The sequence below is a fragment of the Paenibacillus sp. 37 genome, from assembly GCF_008386395.1.
In the GTDB taxonomy this organism is placed as follows: domain Bacteria; phylum Bacillota; class Bacilli; order Paenibacillales; family Paenibacillaceae; genus Paenibacillus; species Paenibacillus amylolyticus_B.
The window spans coordinates 3,400,212-3,421,763 of record NZ_CP043761.1 but is presented as its reverse complement, the minus strand read 5'-3'; the positions used below and the strand labels follow the sequence as shown (position 1 = coordinate 3,421,763).

Annotated in this window: 18 protein-coding genes; 4 read left to right on the top strand and 14 right to left on the bottom strand. The window is 43.4% G+C overall.

Annotated features, from left to right (window positions below; translation table 11 throughout):
- Positions 1–254: 254 nt before the first annotated feature.
- From F0220_RS14755 to F0220_RS14740, 4 genes are all read right to left on the bottom strand, one after another.
- Complete coding sequence (locus F0220_RS14755) at positions 255–1,388, bottom strand: serine hydrolase domain-containing protein (RefSeq protein ID WP_105598692.1); 1,134 nt, start codon at positions 1,386–1,388, stop codon at positions 255–257.
- A 231-nt stretch (positions 1,389–1,619) separates the two neighbouring features.
- Complete coding sequence (locus F0220_RS14750) at positions 1,620–2,204, bottom strand: nitroreductase family protein (protein ID WP_091016346.1); 585 nt, start codon at positions 2,202–2,204, stop codon at positions 1,620–1,622.
- 25 nt (positions 2,205–2,229) lie between these two features.
- Entirely contained in the window at positions 2,230–4,179 is a 1,950-nt protein-coding gene (locus F0220_RS14745; protein WP_223199951.1) for an AraC family transcriptional regulator, read from the bottom strand.
- 199 nt (positions 4,180–4,378) lie between these two features.
- Positions 4,379–4,573, bottom strand: coding sequence for a hypothetical protein (locus F0220_RS14740; protein WP_017688524.1), 195 nt, complete (start codon positions 4,571–4,573; stop codon positions 4,379–4,381).
- A gap of 162 nt (positions 4,574–4,735) precedes the next feature.
- On the opposite strand from F0220_RS14740, the gene F0220_RS14735 reads away from it, so the two are divergent.
- Complete coding sequence (locus F0220_RS14735) at positions 4,736–5,407, top strand: cyclase family protein (RefSeq protein WP_149846663.1); 672 nt, start codon at positions 4,736–4,738, stop codon at positions 5,405–5,407.
- 74 nt (positions 5,408–5,481) lie between these two features.
- Here the strand turns inward: F0220_RS14735 and F0220_RS14730 are convergent, their stop codons facing one another.
- Positions 5,482–6,354 carry a YitT family protein gene (locus F0220_RS14730; RefSeq protein WP_149846662.1) on the bottom strand — a complete coding sequence of 291 codons (873 nt, stop codon included), beginning with the start codon at positions 6,352–6,354 and terminating at the stop codon, positions 5,482–5,484.
- A gap of 90 nt (positions 6,355–6,444) precedes the next feature.
- Entirely contained in the window at positions 6,445–6,801 is a 357-nt protein-coding gene (locus F0220_RS14725) for a MerR family transcriptional regulator (protein ID WP_149846661.1), read from the bottom strand.
- Between the two features lie 111 nt (positions 6,802–6,912).
- Here F0220_RS14725 and F0220_RS14720 point away from each other — a divergent pair, with 111 nt between their 5' ends.
- Positions 6,913–7,668, top strand: coding sequence for an SDR family NAD(P)-dependent oxidoreductase (locus F0220_RS14720; protein ID WP_149846660.1), 756 nt, complete (start codon positions 6,913–6,915; stop codon positions 7,666–7,668).
- An 84-nt stretch (positions 7,669–7,752) separates the two neighbouring features.
- Here the strand turns inward: F0220_RS14720 and nspC are convergent, their stop codons facing one another.
- The 5 genes from nspC to F0220_RS14695 form a co-directional block, all read right to left on the bottom strand.
- A complete protein-coding gene (gene nspC, locus F0220_RS14715) occupies positions 7,753–8,880 on the bottom strand; it encodes a carboxynorspermidine decarboxylase (protein WP_133384741.1) in 1,128 nt (375 codons plus the stop codon).
- A gap of 1 nt (position 8,881) precedes the next feature.
- Complete coding sequence (locus tag F0220_RS14710) at positions 8,882–10,120, bottom strand: saccharopine dehydrogenase family protein (protein ID WP_017688530.1); 1,239 nt, start codon at positions 10,118–10,120, stop codon at positions 8,882–8,884.
- A 698-nt stretch (positions 10,121–10,818) separates the two neighbouring features.
- Positions 10,819–10,956 carry a hypothetical protein gene (locus tag F0220_RS32890; RefSeq protein WP_223199950.1) on the bottom strand — a complete coding sequence of 46 codons (138 nt, stop codon included), beginning with the start codon at positions 10,954–10,956 and terminating at the stop codon, positions 10,819–10,821.
- 113 nt (positions 10,957–11,069) lie between these two features.
- Positions 11,070–12,323 carry a cytochrome P450 family protein gene (locus tag F0220_RS14700; protein WP_197997667.1) on the bottom strand — a complete coding sequence of 418 codons (1,254 nt, stop codon included), beginning with the start codon at positions 12,321–12,323 and terminating at the stop codon, positions 11,070–11,072.
- Between the two features lie 218 nt (positions 12,324–12,541).
- Positions 12,542–13,435 carry a TetR/AcrR family transcriptional regulator gene (locus F0220_RS14695; protein ID WP_091016357.1) on the bottom strand — a complete coding sequence of 298 codons (894 nt, stop codon included), beginning with the start codon at positions 13,433–13,435 and terminating at the stop codon, positions 12,542–12,544.
- 234 nt (positions 13,436–13,669) lie between these two features.
- On the opposite strand from F0220_RS14695, the gene F0220_RS14690 reads away from it, so the two are divergent.
- The gene (locus F0220_RS14690) at positions 13,670–14,317 is read left to right on the top strand and encodes a TetR/AcrR family transcriptional regulator (RefSeq protein ID WP_091016359.1); all 648 of its coding nucleotides are present in this window, start codon (positions 13,670–13,672) and stop codon (positions 14,315–14,317) included.
- A 20-nt stretch (positions 14,318–14,337) separates the two neighbouring features.
- Positions 14,338–16,662 carry an MMPL family transporter gene (locus tag F0220_RS14685; protein ID WP_149846659.1) on the top strand — a complete coding sequence of 775 codons (2,325 nt, stop codon included), beginning with the start codon at positions 14,338–14,340 and terminating at the stop codon, positions 16,660–16,662.
- A gap of 107 nt (positions 16,663–16,769) precedes the next feature.
- Here F0220_RS14685 and F0220_RS14680 read toward each other — a convergent pair whose 3' ends face one another.
- The 3 genes from F0220_RS14680 to F0220_RS14670 all read right to left on the bottom strand — a co-directional run bounded on the left by F0220_RS14680 (position 16,770) and on the right by F0220_RS14670 (position 21,538).
- On the bottom strand, positions 16,770–17,525 hold the full coding sequence (locus tag F0220_RS14680; RefSeq protein ID WP_149846658.1) for a gamma-glutamyl-gamma-aminobutyrate hydrolase family protein: 756 nt from the start codon (positions 17,523–17,525) through the stop codon (positions 16,770–16,772).
- 257 nt (positions 17,526–17,782) lie between these two features.
- Positions 17,783–19,768 carry a methyl-accepting chemotaxis protein gene (locus F0220_RS14675; RefSeq protein ID WP_181155402.1) on the bottom strand — a complete coding sequence of 662 codons (1,986 nt, stop codon included), beginning with the start codon at positions 19,766–19,768 and terminating at the stop codon, positions 17,783–17,785.
- A gap of 243 nt (positions 19,769–20,011) precedes the next feature.
- Positions 20,012–21,538: a response regulator gene (locus F0220_RS14670; protein ID WP_149846657.1), complete on the bottom strand. Its 1,527-nt coding sequence runs from the start codon at positions 21,536–21,538 to the stop codon at positions 20,012–20,014.
- Positions 21,539–21,552 lie beyond the last annotated feature (14 nt).

Sequence of the window (21,552 nt, the reverse complement as noted above, 5' to 3'; positions counted from 1 at the left end):
CTCATTTCTAATTTTGAATCGTGCATAATCTCAACATTTTAATAGATCTTGCTAGAGTGTACTTTTGATCAAACTATGTAATTAATATAGGTTTATATTCAATAAGCATATCCTCCTGCTAGTACTATTTTCCTAAGAATGATAACATACCCTTTCCAATAAAGAAATAACAATCTAATTAATAGATTTCGAATCATATAACATAAAAAGCCGCTATTTAGCGGCTCTTCAAGTAACTTCGAATACGATATGATTTATAGACAGGAGTAAACCACATTACGTAAGCGTCGTTGAACGTATGGTTCCTGACTATTCAGCAGGTGCTGTGCATACATGACTGTAAGCTCTGAATCCGGATCAATAATAGCCATACAGCCAGCAGCGCCGCTCCATCCAAATTCGCCAATTGGACTCAGTGAGCCGCTTCCTGCTTTGGAGATATGTGTGCGAACACCCAATCCATAGCCGTATCCATACATATGATCCCACGAATAATCAGCACGAGTCATCTCGTTCAGGTGGTCCGTTCGCATCAGTTCCACTGAAGCTTGTGACAGAATGCGCACGCCTTCGGGACTCGTACCATGCCCAGTAAGCGCGTTCAGAAAACGTGCATAATCGCTAACGGTTGACAATAATCCTGCACCACCGCTTTCCAGCTCCGTACCTACTCGGAATCCATTACCATCCATACGTACAGCCTTTTCAAGCTCATCGTTGTAAGCATACTGTGGAATCAGGCGCTTCTGCTGCTCATCGTTCAGATTGAATGCTGTATCGTTCATGCCAAGGGGTCCGGTGATTTCGTCCCGCAGATAGGTACCAAAGCGTTTGCCACTTACCACTTCCACCAAGGCTCCCAGCACATCATGGCACATGCTGTAATTCCAGTGTGTCCCTGGTTCAAATAACAACGGTTCTTTCGCAAGCGCTCTCGCGAAGTCGCGTGTTGGCAATGTTCCATCGGTGCTTTTTACAGCTTCTTGGATGCTTGGACAATCAACGTTATACGAGAACCCGGCAGTCATGGTGAACAAATCACGTACTGTAATGGCTCTTGTCGCCTTTTCCAGTCGGATCTCCCCGTTCGCCATCGTTTTTTTCACCGTCATCTCAGCGTACTCTGGCAGATAATCAGACAAGGGATCGCTTAACAGCATTTCCCCTTTCTCCACCAGTTGCAGCCCTGCCACGCAAGTCATGATTTTGGTCATGGAGTATAGATTGAAGATCGCTCCATCACCGATAGGTGTTTTCTCTTCCAGATTGGCGTATCCATTACGATAATGGAAAACGGTATCATTTCGATGCATCACCAGCACCTCTGCCCACGGTATACGCCAGGATGTAATGCGGTCGATAAATGAAGCAAGCGGTTTAAAGTCCATTTTTTCCCGTCCTTCTATGTAAAATCGTTTATCATATTGCGATGTGGTCCATATTCAATCCCACAATCGACATAGTAATAATATACGACCTTTTACAACGATTGACCACCACCTAAATGGCCTCAACCATCCATTTATTGACCGCCGAATTTGTATTTCACTTCGTTCATGATTTGGCAGGCAGTGTGAGATAACATTAATCAGAAACAGTTTGAACTCCTCAATGTCTTACTACTGTACTTCTGCTATTGCCGTGGAGACAAAGGTCATCAATTCTTCTACGGGTGTGCGAGGACGAGGTTTTGGAACCTTGTTTGTATCAAAATACCCCAGATGAAGTGTGCCAATGATTCTCTCCCCTGCTTTTACACCTGTCTTGGCGTAGAAATCAGGGTCAAAATTATATTCATTCGTCTTCCACACTACGCCGATCTCCTGCTCCCATGCCAGGAGTTGAATATTTTGAATAAGGGCAGCACTAGCACCCACAGCATCTTCCCATACCCGTTGTCTCGGATCAGCCTCAATTACAACCAGCAGATGGGCTTGGATAGACTCACAGTAGTCTTTTTGCAGCTTCTCTGTCCAACGCTCCCGCTCATCTTTGGAAAACGTATGTAGCACTGCATCAGCAAATTGCTTCCGACCTTCCTCTACAAATAATATGAAGCGCCATGGCTCTTTGCGGGAATGAACAGGTGCCCACACGGCCGCTTCCAGCAAGTGCATGATCGTTTCTTTCGCCAGCGGTTTGCCGTTGAACTGACGAATGGTTCTTCGTTCACGAATAATCTTTTCCATTACAGACGTTTCCAAAAGGGGATCCTCCTGTCTTGTTTTCTTATTGGGTAAGGAAACTCACCGCTTCTTCTATAATCTTGCTCTGTCCAATGGGTCCTCCCGGACCTTGGAACCACAAACCGTAGTCAACGATGTAGACATTGTTGTTTTTAACAGCATTCAGGCTTTTCCACACTGCTGTTTTTTGCAATTCTGTCGTTTCATTCTCGTCTGATGACAACAGGAAAATATGATCCGGATTAATCGATGGTAACGACTCCATGGAGATTACTTTCATTGAATCTGTCGGGTCAGGTATGGATATAGGAGGTGTCAGGCCTAGATCGTCGTACAGAACCTCATAGTTTCTTTTACTGTAATAACGCACTTCTTTGTCGGATAAACGCAGGAACATCACGGTCTCGTCTCCGATGGATTGCTTGATTTTCTCACGGGCTTCTGCAGCCTTCTTTTCGTATTCTTCAATGACCTGTTTGGCCTGATCCGTCTTCCCTAACATATCTCCCATATGTAACAGGCTTGTCTTCATACGAATAATACCTTGCTCGTCCTGCAGCTTCTCTGCCAGCAAGGTAGGCGAAATTTTGCTGAGGCTGTCATAGGCATCACTCATGAAATCCTGACCGATAATCAGGTCTGGCTCTGCCGCCAATATGCTTTCGTAGTTGGGATCAACCTGCCAGCCCAGATTTTCTTTTCCTTGTAGTTGATCGGACAGGTAGGTAGGAAACTGATCACTCCCCTCCTCATTACTGGATGCTGCCTGGGGTACAATACCGAGTGCTAACAAATAGTCAGTTGCAGCCGGGAACAACGAAATAATATGCTCAGGATCACCTTTGATGACCGTTTCTCCCCAGGGATGTTTAACAACACGCTCCTGTACTGCTGATTCAGTGGATTGCGCGACTTCGGTAGTTGGAGCATTGTTACCGCTTGTTCCATCACTGCTTGTTGCTGAACTGCCCTGAGAAGGGGAACAGGCTGATATTAATAATGTAAGACTGAGCATCAAAAGCAATGCAACGGGTTTTCTCGATCTCATAGATGTAAGTGATTCTCCTTTGGGTTTGTATTGATAATAATTATCATCAATAGGATCATAACCGCGATGCATAGGACTGACAATGGACAATTCTGATTCTTTGATAGCATTATTCTGACCGGTTGGCAGGGCGATACATTTTTGTTTGAACCGACCTGGTGAAAGGCCAACATGCTTTTTAAATAAACGATTAAAATAGATCACATCCGGAATGCCGATTGCCTCGGCAATCTTCTGAAGAGATGCATCTGTGTGCAACAGCAGCTCCTTGGCTTTGTACATCCGTATCCGAGTTAAATAGGTAATCAGACTGCTGCCTGTCTCTTTCTTGAACGTTCTCGACAGATGCCCTGCACTGCAATCCAGAAGTTCTGCGAGCGGATCGACCATAACGGGCAACATGTAGTTCTCTTGAAGATAACGAACGGCTTGAGCTACCAGATCGGGCTTGGCAGTCTCAATCCCTTGTGCACTTAACTGCCTCATTAATTCATTAATAAATTGATAAAATAACGTCTTTACCTGAAATTTCGAGAACACATCCGTCCGTTCCCAATGTTGCTCTATTCTTTGGACTTTATCATATAAGTCCATGGGATAGCCTGGGGCGAAAGCATATTGCAGATGAAACGGGACATGTTGCCTGAGCAGAGCTTGATTCTCACGAGTATTGGATAACGACAAATTAGCCCGATAAAATATCAAATAAAATTCAAATGAATCCTCGTTCAGGGAGATATTCATCCATACCCCTTTGCCTCCATGCAAGACTTGCATCTGATCAATCACGTACATCGTGTCATCCAGCTTAATCGTTGCATTGCCTCTTACGGTGTATATAAAACCGCTAACCGGAAATCGGTAGGCATAGATTGATTCGTCAGCGCCCACTACGACGTGACGCACATCCCATATTTTAATGGTGGCTAGATTCCATAACTTCACATGCTCTTCTACGTGCATCTCTTCCTTCACCTTCCACAACCCATTAAGTTAGCAAAACATCCGCAAAATCAGCAGATATTTTCACTTTTCTACATTCTATCGATAATCATTCTCAACCACAACATATATCTTTCTCTTCAATAAAATGCTTCGCACGAATAAGCCGATCCAATAAAGGATCAGCTTATGTTGTAACGTTTTAGACTTCGCCGCGTCTGTTCTCAACCGATTTCATACGATTTTGGTCATCTGGCACTCGGTCAACACTGAACTCTTGACCAGCTTCAACCTCACCATGACCTGAAATATTTCGGGAAAAATTAGTGAACTGTCTTTTTTGTTCATCCAGTTCATGTTTTTGCTTCAAAAGCTCTTGCGGGTCCTGTTTTGTCACTATGCTAACCTCCCATAGAATCATGCTTTTTAATCACACTACAGAAGTTTTCCATAATAGAGCTGTGCTTATGCATGAAATACCGATTCCTTTCATAATATGAGTCCATACATTCACCAATCATGATATAGAACCTGTGTGACATAAAGGAGAGAACAACAGATGAAGCGGATCCTCTTGTCCTACCCTCTTAGTGTAAATACTCCCGTTTATAAAGATAATCCTCCTGTTGAGATTCAGCAGCAGTCCAGCATAGATCAAGGAGATCTGTATAACCAATTTATTATCACATCTCTCAACCATAATGGAACTCATATTGACGGGCCTTGGCATTTCAATCCGCAAGGTCTAAAAATAAGCGAGATTCCCATAGACTACTTTATCTTTACTCATCCAACAATCCTCGATATTCCCAAAGGTGACGATGAACTTATTACAAAAGCTGACCTGGAGCCGTATGAACACCAGATCGCTGGCTCTGATCTTCTGCTCATACGTACAGGTTTTGGAAAGTTTCGGTCATCTGACCCTGTTCGTTATAGTGATCATAACCCAGGGTTTGCAGCAGATGCTGCAAGTTACTTGATGGTTTTTGATTCATTGAGAGCAGTTGGAATGGATATGATCTCTTCTGGCTCTGTGATTCATGTGGATGAGGCTATCACTTTTCATCAGATTATGCTTGGGAAAGGTCGGGTTGATGGCAAGTTCATTCTACTTATAGAGGATATGAATTTAAACCATGACTTATCTGGAATTGAAAAGGTATATGCTGTTCCATTATATATTGAAGGTGTTGACAGTAGCTTCAGTACAGTTTTTACTGAAGCTTGATTTTTTTTATACACATATGGTAAAACAAAAACGCGCTGGCAAGAGTATTTCTCCTGTCAGCGCGTTTTTGTATGTTAGTGTATATCTTTCTTTTTGAAATTGCCGCCTCTGACTTCTGCTACATCATATACGACTACAAAAGCAGTTGGGTCAATTTCGTGAATGATATCTTTAATTTTACTCTCTTCCATCCGGTTAATGACACAAGTAATTTCTTTGAATTGCTCATTAGAATAGCCACCGTAAGCCTCGGTATATGTTGCTCCACGGCCTAAGCGGTCCCGAATGGTTTCAACCATAATCTCAGGTTGATTCGTAATAATTTTAAACGTTTTGGAGCCGCTCAAGCCCTCTTCAACAATATGTATTACTTTAGAAGCAATGAAATACGCAAGTCCTGACAAGATCGCACCTTGCAGACCAAACACGGTAGAAACGACAATAAATACAAACATGTTGAGGAACAGAATGAGATCACTGGTTCCAAAAGGGACTTTTCGCGAAAGGAGTACAGCCAGCATATCTATGCCATCCAATGCGCCACCATTACGTAATGCAAGTCCCATACCAAAACCGATAATAATCCCGCCGACAACCGTAACAAGCAAGGTATCACCTTCAATGATGGTTGGTACATGGTGCATCAGACTGGTGCTGATTGCGAGTGAAGCAATACCGATGATCGAATATAACGCAAAGCTTTTTCCGATTTGCTTGTACCCTAGCCACACAAATGGAATGTTAATAATCCCGATGAGTATCCCCAGTGGTAATCCGAACAGTTGTGATCCTACGATACTCAGACCTGTGACACCACCATCTGAGACATTATTCGGGATCAATATGGCTTCGAGACCATATGCCGTTATAAATCCCCCAATGATAATCAATAATACTTTGGAGAGAATCTTTAACTTATTTGACTTTTGTTTCCTGATTTGATGCATTGCATTTCCCCCTTGATGAACAACCGATAAAAAACAGTCTATAATAAAAATCACTGTTTTGGCAATAGATCGTCATTTGTGTGTGTTAGTTCATTGTCCGATGAGCGTTCGATACGTCGAAATTTTATGCTCAAGCATCTCATCTGCTGTGTTAAGGATGTGCATCTGTTTTTGAATCGACTCTTTATGCTCCTCCAGTAGCTTCAAACGATCCGCCGCCGTATGCTCCCCTTCCTGAAACAAGGACGCATACTTCTTAATGGTAGCAATGGGCATCTGAGTCTCTTTTAATTTAATTACAAATTGTAGCCATTTCAGGTGTGACTCGTTGTACCGCCTGTCTCCACTCGCATCTCGGAGAGGAGTTACAATCTGTTCCTTCTCATAATAACGCAACGTATGTGCACTGATATGGAGTAATTCTGCCACTTCACCAATGGTATGCATGGTTAACCTCCCCTCCATTTTCCCGCTTGACTTAGAGTAAGCTCTAATCAGTATAATCAACTCGTGGTCACATCACAATAAATAATGAAATCAGATCCAGGAGGAATTCCCATGAAATACACAGTGATTACCGGTGCCAGTTCAGGCATTGGATATGAAGCGGCTTTAGCTTTTGCAGCTCGTGGCAAAAATATAATCCTGGCAGCACGCAGAACCGATGAATTGGACAAATTAAAAGCAAAAGTAGCTGAAATCAATCCTGATCTGGATATTGTCATTCGTACAGTGGATCTGTCCATTGCCGCTAATGTGCATGAATTCTATGAGAGTCTTCAGGCTTACTCCATTGAGACGTGGATTAACAATGCAGGATTCGGGAATTTTGCTTCCGTTGGCGAACAACACCTGCCCAAGATTGAGCAGATGCTTCATCTTAATATAGAAGCTCTTACGATTCTTTCTTCCCTGTATGTACGTGATTATGCAAACGTTGATGGCACACAGATCATTAATATTTCCTCTGGTGGAGGATATACGATTGTAGCCGATGCAGTAACCTACTGCGCAACTAAGTTCTATGTAAGTGCCTTTACGGAAGGGCTTGCGCAAGAGTTAAAGGGCAAGAACGCAGCAATGCAAGCCAAAGTTCTCGCTCCGGCTGCAACCGAGACCGAGTTTGCGAAACATTCCTTTAATGTAGACGAGTTTGAGTATGAAGGCAGAGTTCCCAAGTTCCATACGGCGGAACAAATGGCTGGATTTTTGCTGGAGTTGTATGACAGTGAAAGTGTAGTCGGCATTGTGGACGGGTTGACGTATGACTTTGAACTAAGAGAACCGATCTTTTCATACGCTTCAAGACGTTAAACATTAGTTAACGTTAAAAAGGGAACCTGTCTCCAGGTTCCCTTCTTTGTATTTATATTCAATGCTTACTATATAATGAAGTAATTATGCCAGCCTCATTTTGAAATCCTGATATCCGAATTCGCGGACAACTTCGCAATCGCCGTCTTTTCTTTTAACAGCAATCGCTGGAAGCGGCATGCCGTTGAACGTGTTGGTTTTCACCATGGAGTAAATCGCCATGTCTTCGAATACCAGACGGTCGCCTTCTTGCAAAGGCTGATCGAATGAATAATCCCCAATCACGTCACCAGACAGACAGGTTTGTCCACCTAGGCGATACAGATGAGCCTTCTCACCCACTTCTCCCGAACCGATCAGCGGCGGGCGATATGGCATTTCCAGCACATCCGGCATATGACACGTAGCTGAAGTATCCAGAATAGCGATGTCCATACCGTTTTTATGGAAGTCCAGCACAGAGGTCACCAGATAACCCGCGTTCAGCGCAACAGCTTCTCCCGGCTCCAGATATACTTCCAGGCCATAATCGTTCTGCATACGCTTGATGCATGCTTCCAGTCTTGGAATATCATAATCTTCACGTGTGATATGGTGTCCACCACCGAAGTTGATCCATTCCATTTGTGGCAGCCATTGTCCGAACTTCTCAACAACTGCGTTCAGCGTAGTCTCCAGATCATCTGAATTTTGCTGACACAGTGTGTGGAAGTGTAGTCCGGAGACACCTTCCAACAGATCTGCTTGGAAATCTTCTTGTTTCGCGCCAAAACGCGAACCCGGAGAACACGGATCGTAGATCTCGTGTCCTTCTTGGGTAGAGCATTCTGGATTGACGCGCAAGCCGACCTTACGGCCAGCCTGAAGCGCCTTATCCTTAAATTTTGCAAGCTGTGAAAAAGAATTGAAAATAATGTGGTCGCAGATGGAGAGAATCTCGTCGATCTCTTCTGCGCGGTATGCCGGAGCAAAGACATGATTCTCTTTGCCCATTTCCTCGTGGCCCAGGCGTGCTTCATACAAACCACTCGCCGTAGCTCCGCTCAGGTATTCTCCAATCAGCGGGTACATCGCAGTCATGGAAAATGCTTTTTGAGCGAGCACGATTTTGGCACCTGTACGTTGCATAACACCGTTCAGGATTTTCAGGTTTCTCTCGATAAGCGCCTCGTCAACAACAAAACATGGTGTCGGTAATTGCTCGAACCGCATTTTAACGAACTAGCTCCGATTCTTTAACTTCTTCTGGCAGCTCATCAACGAGTACCGGGTTGAAGTCTTCTACCCATGGGAGGCCCCATTTGTTCAACTCTTCCATGAATGGATCCGGGTTGAACTCTTCTACATTGTATACGCCTGGTTTGTTCCATTTGCCTGTCATGACCATTGCTGCACCAATCATAGCTGGAACGCCTGTTGTGTAAGAGATCGCTTGGGAACCCACTTCTTTGTAACACTCTTGGTGATCACAGATATTGTAAACATAATATGTTTTGTCTTGACCATCTTTTTTACCTTTGAAAATACAACCGATATTTGTTTTACCTACAGTACGTGGTCCAAGGGATGCTGGATCAGGCAGTACTGCTTTCAGGAACTGCAGTGGAATAATTTGTTTACCTTCATATTCAATAGGCTCGATTGAAGTCATGCCTACATTTTCAAGAGCTTTCAAGTGAGTCAGGTAGCTTTGACCAAATGTCATGAAGAAACGGATACGTTTCAGACCTGGCATGTTTTTTGCCAAAGATTCCAATTCCTCATGGTACAACAGGTACATGTCTTTCTCGCCAACTTCTTTGAAGTCGTAGACACGTTTGATTTCCATCGGCTTCGTTTCGATCCATTCACCATTTTCCCAGTATCTACCGTTGGCAGATACTTCGCGAATGTTGATCTCAGGGTTGAAGTTGGTTGCGAACGGATAGCCGTGGTCGCCGCCATTGCAGTCCAGAATGTCGATGTACTCAATTTCGTCGAAGTAGTGCTTCAGGGCATAAGCGGAGAATACGCCTGTCACGCCTGGATCAAATCCACTACCGAGCAATGCAGTGATGCCTGCTTGTTCAAAACGCTCTTTGTAATCCCATTGCCAGCTGTATTCGAACTTCGCTGTATCATGTGGCTCATAGTTCGCTGTGTCCATGTAATTTGTTTTAGTTGCAAGGCAAGCATCCATGATTGTCAGATCTTGATACGGCAAAGCAAGGTTCATAACGATATCCGGTTTAACTTCGTTGATCAGAGCGATCAGTTCGTCAACATTGTCAGCATCTACTTGTGCTGTTGTAATTTTTGTTTTTCCGCCGTCCAGCTTGGCTTTGAGTTCATCACATTTGGATTTTGTACGACTCGCGATGCAGATTTCCTCAAAAACTTCACTGTTTTGAACGCATTTGTGTACTGCCACGGAAGCAACGCCGCCGGCGCCGATGATTAGTGCTTTTCCCATTTTACATTCTCCTATCCCAATATGTATTTTTTTTAATTGGTTTAATTTGTTTGATACAGTAACGACAACAAGACAACAAAAAAAGCAAGGTGAAAAATGCCCGCAATCGCGCACCATCACACTTGCTTATCGATATACATCATAAAAAAGACGTGAAGTCTCCATGACCAAAAAAGTTCACAAGAACTCCTTTGGCGGAAAGCTCCTTCATGTATATCAATATTGGATCAGAGTCTATATAGCAAATAATTCGCCTTTACCACTCTTATTGACCGTTTCACAAGTTGATGTGCAATTGCACTGGTTGTAAAGTAACCAACTTATAAAATTTGAGCTTTGAACTCAATCAATAAAGCAACGTAAGTTGCCAATCGGCGTTTGACCCGGCTGTCCGTATGGCCTTAACTTCCTGGTGAAGTGGTCAAAATTATCTGCTGGAAAGCTCTAATTCATATTGATAAATTAACTTCCCAAAATCACAGGTCTTACACTATCAGACGTTGAAAAAAAAATCAAGCAATAATTAAAAATTATTTTTTTGTCCGAACGAGGACTAAGAAAGAAATTGATATCCTTCGAATACTTTCAAGCCTTCTGCGCTCAGTAATTCCCCCACTACTTCAGGCTTTTGAGGACTTTTCTCAAACACTTCTTCACACGCGATCATGATGTTGCTGCCAGCAATTTCCGCTAACTGATCATGGGCCGAATGGTTCGTTTCCTTCTTTGCGAGCTTGCAAAGCAATCTCAATGGCTTTATGCATGAATAGTTCATCTTTATTCATAAAGTTTACCTCCACAACAAAATTTATGTACTCAATTTTATGTTTTTGCATTAGCATGTTCACTCCATTGGAATGCTTCTTGTTCATACCGTTCTATCATCATTATAAATAAAGAGTATGACGACAATTCGTCATACTCCAGTGAGACACACTAAATTTATCTATTAAAATTTTACTGGTAATGATGCCAATCCCTCAGATAATAGTGAGTAGTGCCAATGAATCTCTTCCGGAGGAACACGAAGCTGAAGACCAGGAAGTCGACTTAATAGCGTAGTAAACGCTACGTCTCCCTCCACACGGGCAAGTGGAGCACCAAGACACATATGAATACCATGGCCAAAGGCCAAATGCCGTTTTATTTTGCGCTCAAGATCCAGTTCTTCAGGTTGGTTAAACTGTAACTCGTCCCGATTCGCTGATTTCAAAAGAGGAATCACAACATCTCCTTTTTTAATCCGTTGTCCATCCAGCTCCGTGTCCTGCGTTGCATATCGAGGACCTGACGAAGTCGCGGGGCCGTTATATCGTAACAACTCCTCCACCGCAGAAGGAACCAGATTCAAATCTTGTTTAAGTTGTTCCAGTTGTTCGGGATGTGTCAGAAGTAGATAAGAGCCGGTCGCAATCAGATTCGACGTTGTCTCATGTCCAGCAAATATTAATAACGTGATCATGGATATTAATTCATCTTCATTCAGTCGATCCCCCTCCTCCTCGATCACAATTAATTGACTGATGAGGTCATCGGAAGGTTCCACTCGTTTGTTCGCCACAAGCTGAGCCGTGTATTCTGCGAATGATCGCAAATGCTGCGCTACTTCAGGATCTTGTTTACCGAAACCGAGACCTTTCGCAATGGCTTCAGACCATACATGGATCTGAGGTCGGTCTTCCTGAGGTACACCGAGCATTTCGGATATGACGTTAATTGGGAAAGGGTAGGCATAGTCTTTTACAAGATCCATCTCTCCTTTTCCTTCAAATTGATCAATTAATTCATCGGCAATTTCCTGGACACGCGGACGCAGGCTTTCCATATATCTTGGAGTGAATGCTTTGGACACCAGGCTACGCAGTCTTCGGTGATCCGGTTCATCAACAAAGAGCATCGACTTTCCGGTAAAAAAAGTCTGGGGTTCCGATGAACCAAGATCGTCTGAGAGATTCTTTCGAATATCATTGCCATTATCGATAGAGTTCATATCTACCGTAAATCGAGAGTGGTCTTTCAACACTTCCATGGCAACGTCCATCCGAGTTATAATCCAGGTTTGCTCTGCTCCACCCATTGGATTGGGAACAGGAACAACGGAGCCTCTGGATCGCATCTGTTTAAACATGGCAAATTGATCTTTAACATTTTCTTCACTAAACAAATTGAATTCTGATTTTTCCGATGTTTGGTTATTATTCATTGAAATCTTCCTTTCTTAGTGAAGTTATTGAAATCTATGGAAATATATGTTCATTTCGATTATATACTACTCGTATATTTAATTTCAAATTCCGTAGTTTAAACTGCAACATTCAACTGTTATAACAACAATTAATTAATGTACTAATAGTATATTAATAATAACTTCAAGCATAAAAAAAACAAAAAAAGAGGTTGGCTTTGGGGCCAACCTCCAAATTAATTATGGTGCTTCACAAGTTCCAAATACCACCAGCAGGCTTCGGTTAGTCTATTGGCTTCGGAGTGAAATGCACTTGATTTGTACTCTTTGTGAAATGCTTGAAGGACAACTTCGATTACAGGAATATTTAAATCCTCTTTATCCTGTAATAACGCCAAAAGTCCCTTGGAAAGTTGCTTTAATGATGTAGATTCCTTGGATTTTTGAACAATCTTGTTGAACTCATCCAATTCCTCCAACAGCTTGTCGATATCGAGACCATGATCATGGTTACGCTCATCGGCATTCAGAAAATAAAGAGACTGAACGTCAAAAATATGTTCATTTCTTTGGTGCATTGTTCTTAATATCACTTCGATGTACGTTAATACTTTTGGAACAACTTCGCTCCAAACCGGTTTTTGAGTATTTAGACTTCTTGAGGTGTTGGCAATCTGATGTAGTATGCCATAGCACAATATTGCACCTTCGTTGGCGTATAAGCTGATGTCTTTTCCATACACCTGAATCAAGCGTGTAGACAGCCAGTTTAGATGCACTTTAGCCAGTTTAGCTGAGTTGATCTCTCCGGCGTAAAAACCAGTCCAATACAATTCCCACACTCGCTCTTTGTCAGGTCCAGACATGGGAATGGCAATCTGATCAACAAGCAGAGCATAATCCGAAGTATAATGATTTTGTTCAAGTTCCTTGCGAATGAAAACATCCTCCTGCATACGCTGATCAATAATCGAATATAAACAGTCTTCTTTCGAACTGAAGAATTTGTAGAATGTACCTTTGGATACACCTGATTGATCCAGGATCATCTGGATTGTTGTATTTGCATAGCTATGCTCTAAAAATAGTGCAAGTGCTGTTTCCAATAAACTTTGTTTACGACTACTCATTTTCCATCATCGCCCCAGGTTTTTATCTGATTTTAACATTCATTCCTCAGGAGTTGAAGCATTGGTTCATAGTATAGCCGTCATATAAAATATTTGCACAATGGGTAAATTTGCACAATGAGCAACTTGTTGTTATGATAAACCTCACAAAGTGCATATTCAGTAAGTGTGCTCTTCTTAAAAAAAACAAACCATAGTCATTGGTATTGGAGGTGAACGCATAAGCGGAGAATAATGATCAAACGAAACTTGCGACATTTGAAGAAAGAAGCAACTGAAAAAGCACTTGCTAGTGCTGCATTTGAACTTACCCTTGAACATGGGCTTGATGGCTTTACGGTCGAAGATATTGTGCATCAGGTGGGTTGTTCACGTAGAACATTTGCTAACTACTTCACATGTAAAGAAGAAGCTGTAGCAAGAGGCGCAATATCCGTTCAGAATACAACGGAACTCGAAGAGTTACTTACCAAAATGCCCGACAACGTCTCCTTGCTTGACGTACTGTATAACCTGATCAAGATGCAGCTTACAACAGAACTAATTGGAAGACTTCATCAGTTGCTCTCACTATCCCAGACTTATCCCGTACTTGAACCGCATTACCTTGGAGCCATGCACCGGATGCAGACGCAGGCACAAGATACCTTATTAGACTTATCTAACGGGAAGTATGACGAGATCTATACTTATCTTTTGATCAACGCACTATATGGAACAATACTGCCATTAATTGATGGAAGACTTAATGTGTTACTACCCGGACAAGTCATTACTGAGGATACCAAGCCCGGTGCTTTAACATTCGATCAATTTTTGGAAACGACGTTTAGTCATTTGCGGGCGGGATTCGAACATGCCAACCATCCACATTCATCATAGAGGGAGTGTAAAATAGAGAAATGTCTACATTATTATACAGAGTGGGGAAAACCGCTTTTAGCAAACCTGCAACCTTCATCATTGGCTGGGTTTTAATTCTGGGAATTGTCATCTCCATGATCAGCATCAATGGTATTCACATCAGTTCTGAAATGAAGATTGAAGGCACAGAGTCGCAGAAGGTTCTGGATCAATTAGCAAAAGAATTGCCAGCCGCCTCCGGCGGTCAAGGAAGTGTTGTATTCAAGGCACCGGACAACGAGCGTTTGGATACGCCTGAACGTTTGGCTGCCATGATGAAAGGTGTTAATGAAGTTTACGCATTAGACAAAGTCCTTAACCCTGCCGATTATGCAGCTGAAGCGAGTAATTCAGGGGCTTCTGCAGAGATTGCTCAGAATGCTCAGTCTGCGGGTGCAGCTCAATCCGCAACAACCACGCCTCCTCCCTATGGACCTTTGATGGTGGATGGTGTTCCTGTACCTGGTATGCTGATCTCTTCAGACGGTAGTATTGCACTGTTCCAGTTCCAATTTACAATCGAGCAGTCTGCCATCACGCAGGATATATTTGATTCCGTTATTCAATCCGTTATGACGGTAGAGAAAGGAACCAACATTACGGTCTTGCCAGGCGAAACGCTCAAAGCGGTATCGATTGGGGTCGGCTCCGCAGAGATTGTTGGACTGGTCATTGCTGTAATCGTATTGTTGATCACCCTCGGCTCCGTCGTTGCAGCAGGTCTGCCTCTGATCACTGCATTACTGGGTGTTGCGATCGGAGTAGGTGGAGCATTCTCAATCTCCAAATTCATCGAAATGCCAAGTGTCACTTCCGTCCTGGCTCTCATGGTTGGATTGGCTGTTGGAATCGATTACGCTCTCTTCATTGTTAATCGTCAACGTCGAATGATCATTGATCAAGGCTTGAGCGCAAAAGAAGCAACAGCCAGAGCCATTGGTACATCGGGCAGCGCAGTATTTTTTGCCGGGTTAACCGTCATTATTGCACTGTGCGGTATGCTTGTCATCGGTCTCACATTCTTGTCTACGATGGCTTTGGTCGCAGCTGCCACCGTGCTCATCAACGTATTCGTTGCTTTAACCCTGTTGCCGGCTTTGCTGGGATTGGTAGGAGAACGCATCTGTTCCGCCAAAGCTCGTGAGAAAAGCAAGAAACATCCTAAAGCCGCTAGTCACGGAGTTGCGGATAGATGGGTGAAATTCATTATCAAGAATCGTTGGGCTATCATTATCGCGATTATCGTTATTCTTGGTTTTGCCGCGACACCTATCACCAAAATGGAAATGGGTATCCCTGGCGCTTCCTCAGCGAATCTCGATACGGACGCAAGACAGAGCTATGATGCTATCTCGGAAGGCTTCGGAGAAGGATTCAACGGACCACTTATTCTGGTCGCAGAGCCTAATCAATCTTCTGCAAAAGTCACGCCGGAACTCTTGGGTGGTCTGATGATGGAGCTGCAAGATCAGAATAACGTAGCACAGGTTACACCGCTTGGTATGACAGAAGATTTGGCTATCTTTAGTCTCATTCCAAAAACAGGTCCTAACGATACGCTCACTAAAACAATGGTCAGTGATCTGCGCTCGGCTGATTCGAGTATCGCACAGACCTATGATGTGAAGCTTGGGGTTACTGGTCTTACGGCTGTTAACATTGATATGTCTGCCAAATTGGCGCAGGTATTCCCTATTTATGTAGGCATTATAATCCTGCTATCGCTGATCATCCTGTTACTTGTATTCCGTTCGATCATCGTTCCTATCAAAGCTACAATTGGCTTCCTGCTTAGTATCCTGGCCACATTCGGGATTACGACTGCTGTATTCCAATGGGGTTGGCTGCATTCGCTCTTTGGTTTCGATACTGGCGGCCCGTTGCTGAGCTTTATGCCGATCATCGTGACAGGTATTTTGTATGGCCTCGCGATGGACTATCAAGTCTTCCTTGTTAGCTCTATGCGGGAATCATATGTCCACGGTCATCGCGGGACCGAATCCGTCGTTCATGGGTACAATCAGGTCAGTCGTGTGGTTGTTGCCGCAGCAGTGATCATGGTCTCTGTATTTGCAGGATTTATATTCACTGATGATGTCATGATCAAGCAGATTGGTTTCACCTTGGCGGTAGGCATTCTGATTGATGCTTTCATCATCCGTATGGGCTTGGTTCCAGCCATCATGGCTATTTTCGGAGATAAAGCTTGGGCACTTCCGAAATGGCTGGATCGCATTCTGCCAAATCTGGATGTTGAAGGCGAGAAGCTGATTGCTTCCCTGAATGCTGAAGAGCATGCGAACACGAAGTCTGGATTAAAATAATCCTGCCAATAGAAGGGTAATACCAGGATTACTATTACGACTATATTCACCAATACTAAGACCTCCTCTGTTTTTATAAACAGGAGGTCTTTTTTCTTTTTCACATTTTATGCGATGATGTCTTCAATATGGATAGTATAGCGTGGGGATTTAGCAGCATGAACAAACGCCGCAAATAACTTCTGACTGTAGTCATCTACTTTATAGCTGTACTCTGGATGCCACTGCACAGCCAAAACAAATGAACGGTTTGGCATGACCACGGATTCAACGAGTCCATCTTCAGCGACTGCCACGGCAGTTAACTTATCCGATAACATCTTGAGTCCCTGATGGTGGTAGCTGTTCACTTTTATCGTATCGGTTTGCAAAATATCGTATAGGATATTATTTTCCTCGATATGTACATCATGTACAAGATCTGTATACGGCGGACTTTGCTTATGATTAACGATCTTGTTCCCATGAAGTTGAAGGTTAGTCGGAATGTCTTGATATAACGTTCCACCCAACATAACGTTAAATAGCTGTAGTCCACGGCATATGCCAAACGCAGGCTTATCTAGCTCAATTACCTTTTGTAATAATATCGACTCCATCATATCGCGTTCAATACACAACTCTCCACAGGTAACCTCAGCATGCTCATGATACAGCTCAGGATTGAGATCATGTCCCCCGGTGAACAGGAACCCATCGAACTGATTAGCCAACGTTGCTATGATCTCGGTATCCGTTGTCAAAGGCAGCATAATTGGAATCCCACCTGCTCCTTCTATGGCGTTCATATAATCTGGAAGCATCCAGTAACTTTTTTTGTCCGTATCATACAAAGGCAGTACACCGATCATGGGCTTTTTCATGGCTTTACCTCCCAGCTTTTCATTCATTTTATCAGATCTCTTCATATATAAATTCACTGAATTATTGCATTATCCTACCTCCATCATCTACGAACCCGTTTCATAAGGAATGTTGGAAAGGATATGAGGAGGAGGAGTGCTCAAGTGATCACATTCTTACTAATCTCTCTAAATGCAAAAAGGCGCTCCATTTGGGGAGCGCCTGGTGCTTTACATATCTCTTTACATATTTCCTTACACATTTACTTACTTCTACTCTAGAGCTTAAACCGGCGAACCAATTCTTGCATGTTCTCAGCTGTTTTGGATAGCTGTGCAGATGATGCGGATATCTCCTGCATTGCCGCCATTTGCTCTTGGGCTGCTGCTGAAGTTGTCTGAGCACTGTCAGCCGACACTTTAGAGATGTGACTCATCGTGGCAACTGTAGCCGAGACTTCTTCCGTACTGGCTGACAACTGTTCGGAGACAGCGGAAATATCCTGAATTTGATCCACGATATGTGTTGTATACTGTTCAATATTCGATATGGTTGCTGAAGCTTCTTGGCTGATCCGGATTCCTTCACCAACTTGATTACGAACTTTATCATTCATAAGAGACGTGGATTTGGCAATCAGATCAAGCATTTTACCAATGGTAGCGCCAATCTCGTCCGCACTTTGTTTGGATTGCATCGATAACGTTCGTACCTCGCCTGCAACGACAGCAAAACCTTTTCCATGCTCTCCTGCTCTTGATGCTTCAATAGAGGCATTCAGTGATAGAAGATTGGTTTGCCGAGAGATATCCGCGATCGCTTCATTCATTCGATTGGCTTCGGCAGACAGACTGGACAGCTCATTAATCAATGCCGAGGTTTCTTCAACAGCTCCGAGAATATGTTCCATTTGTTCTCCGACCTGGTTAATGGTTTTGCCACCATTAGCAACAGCGCGCTCCGTCTCTTCAGCCGAATCTACAATCGCACTCGCAGATTCTGCAATTGTACTGATGCCTCTCGCCATCTCTTCGACTGCATTTGCTGTCTGTTCCGAATTTTCCGCTCCAACGATAGCTGACTCCGCAGTCTGTTGCATGGTTACAGCCACATGTTGTACCGATTGGGTCGTTTGTTCTGTACTCTCCTGAATCATCTGAGAAGAGTGACTTAACAACGATGACGTCTGATGAAGTTCGGCAACCACCGATTGAAGTGAAATGGTCATCTGGTCAAAATCATTGGCCAATATGCCAAATTCATTTTCAGTTTTAAGATTAACCCGTTCGGACAGATTCCCTTCGCTTACGCTGCGAGTGGCCTTTCGCAGTTTTTGCATAGGTACGATAAAAGATCTCAGGATGAAGAAAATAATTACACCAGCAATCAATACAGATATCGCAATGACGGTTAAACTCGATACCATGATGGGCTTCGCTGCGGCGATAAAGTCTTCATGGCCCATTAAAGCAATGACATTCCAACCCGTCAAAGCATTAACACCGTTATATACCTCCAGATCATACGCCAGATCCGTTCTGACAAATTGGGAAAATGCCATCGGTTCATCGGAACTTGAAGCCGTATTTGGATGGACTGGAATTCCCTCGATGAGTGCTCCGCCAAGCTCTCCTCCCCCACCGTTTACAATGGCACCGGACCAAGCCACGATGGTTCGATTGGAGTCCACCACAATCAGACTCCCATTACCTCCGACATCCACAATCGATATTTCATTTGCTAATCGCTCCAGATCAAGTTTAATACTTGCTACACCTTGTTCATTTGACAGAGCTTTTGAAATCTCTACATAAATCTTCCCGGATACCGAATCTTTCATAATACTCGAAAAATAGAGTGATCCATTGTTACTTATACCATTGGTGTACCATTCTGTGCTGCGTGGATCATATGTTGCATCCTCAATTGCTGGAGAAGATATAACACTGCCTTGGTCGTTGCCTACGGTTATGGCAATAATATCAGGGTATGTATCAGCTAACTGGTCGATTCCTACTTGTATTACTTCATTGTTCGCCTGACTGGGATCGGAGCCATACATGCTGTCTATGTAACTCAACATTTCTGCTTTTTCCCCTACCAGATTGTTAATATGCTGTCCTGTCATCGTTAAAATTGTATTAATGGGATCTGTCATTTTTTGTTGCACCTGATCTTTGGCACTATGATACGAGAAATAACCGATAAGTGCAGTTGGGACAATAAGCACCGCAAGGAAAGCTGCAATGAGTCTAGTACTCATTAATCGTAAACCAGCTCCTCCTTTCTTATAAAATGACCTTTTTTTCTTTTTCTTTTCCAAAGTGAATCTTCCTCTCTTTATCCATTTTTGGTAGAATCAATCGGCAAGTAAACGCAAAAAAACCCATGTATATGCACACCCAAAGAAACTTTGAGCATGTATATACATAGGTATTGCCTGAATAAATTCAGTAACAAGCCGTATTTGTTTCGTATTATAACATAAATAAAAAGGGTTTGTTAGCTATGATTGGTTCTTTATACCAGACATCTGTTGTTTATAATCCGTAGGACTTAGCCCCGTATACTCTTTGAACACCTTCGAGAAATAGTGCTGATCGCTAAATGACAACAAATCGGATACTTCCTTAAACTTCATGTCGGGTTGACTTTCCATCAGTCTGACTGCCTCCTGAATGCGAAGCCGGGTGTAATACTGAACAAACGTAATTTGTGTTGCATTTTTGATCACTCTGCTGACGTACGACGGGCTAATATGAAACTTCATGGCAATGTCGTTGATAGATAATTGAGAGTATTTATTTAGTTTTACGTAATCGTCAATCTGTTCGAACAGGATCGCCTTGCTTTTTCGAACGTGGGATTGCAGCATATCGAAGCACTGTCCCGTCCATTCCGCCAGTTCCCTGCAAAAATCGGCATAGGACTGTGCCTGGGCGAATTGTCTTGACCGAAGCTCCAGACCCAATCTCATGCCCGACCCCTGTTCCTCGTACAGATGAGCAAACGTGTCTACGACCAAACCAATAAACCGATCCACCTCGGTCATATGTACATTATCCTCTGCCCATCGATTCAGCAATTCGGATAACTTAAGAGCAAACCGTTCTTTCTGCCGAGCCTGTATCATCTGTACAAAAGCAGATTCCTGCACCGGATCCAGACAGCCTGTCTCAGATCTGGCCATCGACACCGGATTACCGGTATCCAGCACTATTCCTTGTTTCAACCGTTGCTGCTCAGACAAAATGGACGACATGCGGTGATAGAGCTCCGGCAGATTACCAGACTCAGCGAATAGAAGTTGTCCTCCAATGATCGCATCGATGTCATGCGCAACCAAATGCCGTCGCATCGATTCAAGGCACTCATGTACGGAAGAGTACACCTCAAGTGCACTCTTATTGACAAAAGCGATAAATTGATATGGGGTTTGACTAGTGTAAACACGACAAGGATGGAATGCAAAAAAATCCTGCACTATGCGCTCAAGTTCCACCTGCACCCATCGTTCATGCCCTGCGGTAAAAGGCTGTTTGCTCATAATAATCATCATCTGGCTGAATAAAGGCGGAAACTCCTCCCCTTGTTTGGGCGTAGTCTCACCTTGGGGATGAATGATTTCCTGCAAATCCAGCAGTTCCTTGGACATCTGTTGATCAAGTTGATCAATTACCCGACCCATGACTTCTTCAAGCGCCTCTCGCTCGACAGGTTTTAACAAATAGTCAAACACTTGCAGGTTCAATGCTTTTCTTGTGTATTCAAAATCGCTATAACCGCTAATCAAGATAACCTTCAGATCCGGGTTGGCAAGCTTGGCTTGCTCAATCAGGGACAGCCCATCCATTTTCGGCATTCGTATATCTGTCAACAGCAGATCAATCGGTGACTGCTTTATCGCTGCCAAGGCTTCCTCTCCATTCGTTGCCGTAGCCGTTACACGAATTGGGAAGCTCAGCGTCTCCAAGAGCATTTTAATATTACGTAATATCGGTTTGCTATCCTCAACGATCATCGCGTTATACATCGCCTATACCTCCT

Bases quoted from the DNA above. Each gene is read 5' to 3' on its own strand.
- F0220_RS14755 (WP_105598692.1), bottom strand. From the start codon at position 1,388: ATGGACTTTAAACCGCTTGCTTCATTTATCGACCGCATTACATCCTGG.
- F0220_RS14735 (WP_149846663.1), top strand. From the start codon at position 4,736: ATGAAGCGGATCCTCTTGTCCTACCCTCTTAGTGTAAATACTCCCGTT.
- F0220_RS14730 (WP_149846662.1), bottom strand. From the start codon at position 6,354: ATGCATCAAATCAGGAAACAAAAGTCAAATAAGTTAAAGATTCTCTCC.
- F0220_RS14725 (WP_149846661.1), bottom strand. From the start codon at position 6,801: ATGCATACCATTGGTGAAGTGGCAGAATTACTCCATATCAGTGCACAT.
- F0220_RS14720 (WP_149846660.1), top strand. From the start codon at position 6,913: ATGAAATACACAGTGATTACCGGTGCCAGTTCAGGCATTGGATATGAA.
- nspC (WP_133384741.1), bottom strand. From the start codon at position 8,880: ATGCGGTTCGAGCAATTACCGACACCATGTTTTGTTGTTGACGAGGCG.
- F0220_RS14710 (WP_017688530.1), bottom strand. From the start codon at position 10,120: ATGGGAAAAGCACTAATCATCGGCGCCGGCGGCGTTGCTTCCGTGGCA.
- F0220_RS32890 (WP_223199950.1), bottom strand. From the start codon at position 10,956: ATGCAAAAACATAAAATTGAGTACATAAATTTTGTTGTGGAGGTAAAC.
- F0220_RS14700 (WP_197997667.1), bottom strand. From the start codon at position 12,323: ATGAATAATAACCAAACATCGGAAAAATCAGAATTCAATTTGTTTAGT.
- F0220_RS14695 (WP_091016357.1), bottom strand. From the start codon at position 13,435: ATGAGTAGTCGTAAACAAAGTTTATTGGAAACAGCACTTGCACTATTT.
- F0220_RS14690 (WP_091016359.1), top strand. From the start codon at position 13,670: ATGATCAAACGAAACTTGCGACATTTGAAGAAAGAAGCAACTGAAAAA.
- F0220_RS14685 (WP_149846659.1), top strand. From the start codon at position 14,338: ATGTCTACATTATTATACAGAGTGGGGAAAACCGCTTTTAGCAAACCT.
- F0220_RS14680 (WP_149846658.1), bottom strand. From the start codon at position 17,525: ATGAAAAAGCCCATGATCGGTGTACTGCCTTTGTATGATACGGACAAA.
- F0220_RS14675 (WP_181155402.1), bottom strand. From the start codon at position 19,768: ATGAGTACTAGACTCATTGCAGCTTTCCTTGCGGTGCTTATTGTCCCA.
- F0220_RS14670 (WP_149846657.1), bottom strand. From the start codon at position 21,538: ATGTATAACGCGATGATCGTTGAGGATAGCAAACCGATATTACGTAAT.